Source organism: Cyanobacteriota bacterium, from assembly GCA_025054735.1.
Classification (GTDB): domain Bacteria; phylum Cyanobacteriota; class Cyanobacteriia; order SKYG9; family SKYG9; genus SKYG9.
On the sequence record JANWZG010000435.1, the window covers coordinates 1 to 3,106 of the forward strand.

At 50.9% G+C, this 3,106-nt stretch carries 4 protein-coding genes; 2 read left to right on the top strand and 2 right to left on the bottom strand.

Annotation, left to right across the window (positions count from 1 at the left end; genetic code table 11):
- Positions 1 to 781, bottom strand: a 781-nt coding sequence (locus NZ772_16385; GenBank protein MCS6815133.1) for an HAD-IC family P-type ATPase, incomplete at its 3' end; no start/stop codon positions are given.
- Between the two features lie 486 nt (positions 782 to 1,267).
- On the opposite strand from NZ772_16385, the gene NZ772_16390 reads away from it, so the two are divergent.
- Entirely contained in the window at positions 1,268 to 1,399 is a 132-nt protein-coding gene (locus tag NZ772_16390) for a hypothetical protein (protein MCS6815134.1), read from the top strand.
- A gap of 82 nt (positions 1,400 to 1,481) precedes the next feature.
- Here the strand turns inward: NZ772_16390 and raiA are convergent, their stop codons facing one another.
- Positions 1,482 to 2,141 carry a ribosome-associated translation inhibitor RaiA gene (gene raiA, locus NZ772_16395; protein MCS6815135.1) on the bottom strand — a complete coding sequence of 220 codons (660 nt, stop codon included), beginning with the start codon at positions 2,139 to 2,141 and terminating at the stop codon, positions 1,482 to 1,484.
- A gap of 344 nt (positions 2,142 to 2,485) precedes the next feature.
- Between raiA and lipB the strand changes: the two genes are divergently transcribed.
- On the top strand, positions 2,486 to 3,106 hold a 621-nt coding region (gene lipB / locus NZ772_16400; protein MCS6815136.1), incomplete at its 3' end, for a lipoyl(octanoyl) transferase LipB.

A 3,106-nucleotide genomic window follows, 5' to 3' on the forward strand; every position in this document is an offset into this window, starting at 1 on the left:
AGGTTGCCAGAGTCAGGATGACATAAAGCAGGGTACGACTGAATTTTTCAAACTTGCGGGTTAGGGGTGTGCTCAGACTAACTCGACTGTCCATTGACTGAGAAATCTTGCCCACCTCTGTAGCATTAGCTGTAGCCACAACAATGCCTCGTCCCTGACCAAAGGTGACAAAACTACCCGCGTAGGCCATGTTGCGTCGTTCGGCAAGGGGTGTGTCAACCGGAAGCACTTGGGTTGATTTATCGACAGGAACCGATTCTCCTGTCAGGGCTGACTCATCCACCTGGAGGTTGCGAACCTGCAACAATCGTAAGTCTGCCGGAACCTTATCCCCAGAGGCCAACAAAACCAAGTCCCCTGGCACTAACTCCCGTGAGGGAATTCGCAGGGGTTGTCCCTCACGCAAGACAGTAGTTTCGGTAGTGACGGCTTTGGCTAGGGAAGCGATCGCTCCTTCTGCCTTAGCTTCTTGCACATAGCCAATGATTGCGTTGATGAGGGTAACTCCCCAAATTACGGCTGCATTAGTCCAGGAACCCAGAAATGCCTTGACTGCTCCGGCTAAAAGCAAGATGTAGAGAAGCGGCTGATGGAATTGCAGCAAGAACTTGAGCCATGCAGGTTTTCCAGGCTTTAGCTGTAATTCATTCCAGCCATACTGTTCATAGCGACGCGCTATGTCCTCAGGGGTTAAGCCGCTATCTATGCTGGTGCCAAACTTTTCTTGGATTTCTGAGTCAGACAGTGCATGATAAGCCTGTAAAGGATCTTGAATGGACATCGCACCCTCCGGGGTTGAGTATACCCTCTACTACTAGCGCAAGGCTCAGCTAGTCAACAACTGCTGCCACTTGGCAGTTCTTTGGATCCCTATAAGGCGGCTGTTAGGAGGACTAAAGTCCTCACTACGAACGTTCTGATTGGTTCTAGGACTAAAGTCCTTACTACGAACGTTTTAATTGGTTCTAGGACTAAAGTCCTTACTACGATTGTTCTAGGACTGAAGTCCTTACTACGAACGTTCTAATTGGCACTACTGAGCTAGGTTAGGATGGAGAAGTGCAGTTAACCCTCTGAGGTTACTGGGCACGTTAAAACCCAGGATGATGGAGCTTATGGTTGTAGAGCGGTGGATGGATGATATGTTAGTCGGCTAGCTAGTGCTGTTGCTGAACAACGGCAAGCAATCGCGAGCAAACCCGGAATATTGCTGAGCTGCGGGAAGGGCAGGCTGTGCTGATGCAGATGAGAAGACCGCGATCGGGCCATGCAGTTCCGAGCCGAAGTGCGGTCAGCCCTCTCTTGCTTTGATGCTCTCTGTGCGTCGTTAGTGTCTAGCCAAGAGCGTCAAGCGCGCATTTTCGATTACCTCATGCGCCGGGATGGTAAGCGGCCATAGTAGCGTTTGCTAATACACTTGGCTATTTGCTGGGATATCCCCAAGGGATACCCCAGATGATGGCAGACAACTAGCTGTGTTATTAGTGAGCGCTGTTGCGGTTAGATGCTGCCACTAAGGTTGCAGATTTACCGTTGAGGGCATGTCCATTGTGCTCGTGGTGCCCATTGCTGGAGGTTGGGCGAGGCTGAATTACACCATAACCGCCATGATTGCGCTCGTAAATGACGTTGATTTCACCGGTGTCTGCATTACGGAACACATAAAAGTCGTGATCCACCAGTTCTAACTGCTCTAGAGCAGCCTGTACTGTCATGGGTGGCATGGCGAAGTATTTGGTACGGACGACTTCTGGGGGAAGTTGTGGGGTACGATCGCCGATCAGGTCACCTTCAATGCCATGATGGCGTGCCATAGTGCCAATCTTGGGCGCTTGGGTTTTGCTTGCCCGCTTCTCTTTGAACTTCCGCAACTGGCGAGCAATTTTATTTGCAACTAAGTCAATGCTGGCATAGAGGTTTTCGCTACTCTCCTCTGCACGAATGACACTGCCATTGGCGTAGATGGTTACTTCTACGGTTTGGCTCGGTGTAATCCGAGGGTTGCGTTCAACGGATAGGCGCACATCAACCTCCATGGCTAGATGTTGAAAGTGGCTAACCGCTTTGTGAATTTTTTGCTGGACATACTCATGAATGGCATCCGTGATCTCGATGTTCTTACCCTGGATCACAAGCTTCATAGAGAGTCTCCTCCACTAAAAAATAGGATAGTGATTAGCATTGAGCAATCACTCACGACTAGTAGGCTACAAAACAACGATCGCCGCGACGACCCCAAACCTTGCGGTTGTCGGATTACTTGGTTGAACTCCTACACCAAAAATTAGCGGAGATCGTTCACCAAAAGCCGTTTCTGGCGAGGGAATGACCAGCCAGTTCGACTGCTAAATTGCTATACCTCTACCCTACCATCCTGTATTCTGGAGAACAGTTTCCCTTAAGAATGTGTTGCAACGGTTGACAATTCTTGATGGTTTAACAGGGTGAACTTAACCATGTTCTGTACAGGAGGGACTTGATTTTTCTGGTGACTTCAAGTAGTGGCAATCAACTGCGGGTATATAGATTAGGGGTAGTGCCCTATCAGCAGGCATGGCAGTGGCAGCGATCGCTAGTGCACGCTCGGCGCATGGATCCCAACCTAGACGATGTACTGTTATTACTGGAGCATCCCCCTGTTTACACCCTAGGGCAGGGAGCTAGTCTAGAGTTTTTGAAAGTTGACCCCACTACAGTGGAGATGCATCGGGTTGAGCGGGGGGGCGAGGTGACCTATCACTGTCCAGGACAACTGGTCGCCTATCCCATCCTAAACTTGAAGCGCTATCAGCCAGATTTGCACTGGTATCTGCGCCAACTGGAGGAGGTGGCCATCCGAGTGCTGGCAACCTATGGCTTGCGGGGCGATCGACTACCTGGATTCACAGGCGTATGGTTAGATGGGCGCAAGGTGGCAGCGATCGGCATCAAAGCTTCTCGCTGGATCACGATGCACGGCTTTGCCCTGAACGTTTGCCCTGACCTGAGTGGCTTTCAGCGCATTGTGCCCTGTGGTATTGCCGATAAGCCCGTCGGTAGTCTAGCGGAGGTGATGCCGACCATCGACCCAGAGGAGGTGGGCGATCGGGTCATTGCTGCCATGGCT

What these genes read in the sequence shown, in the direction of transcription:
- raiA (MCS6815135.1), bottom strand. Translation starts at nt 2,141, where the DNA reads ATGAAGCTTGTGATCCAGGGTAAGAACATCGAGATCACGGATGCCATT.
- NZ772_16390 (MCS6815134.1), top strand. Translation starts at nt 1,268, where the DNA reads ATGCAGTTCCGAGCCGAAGTGCGGTCAGCCCTCTCTTGCTTTGATGCT.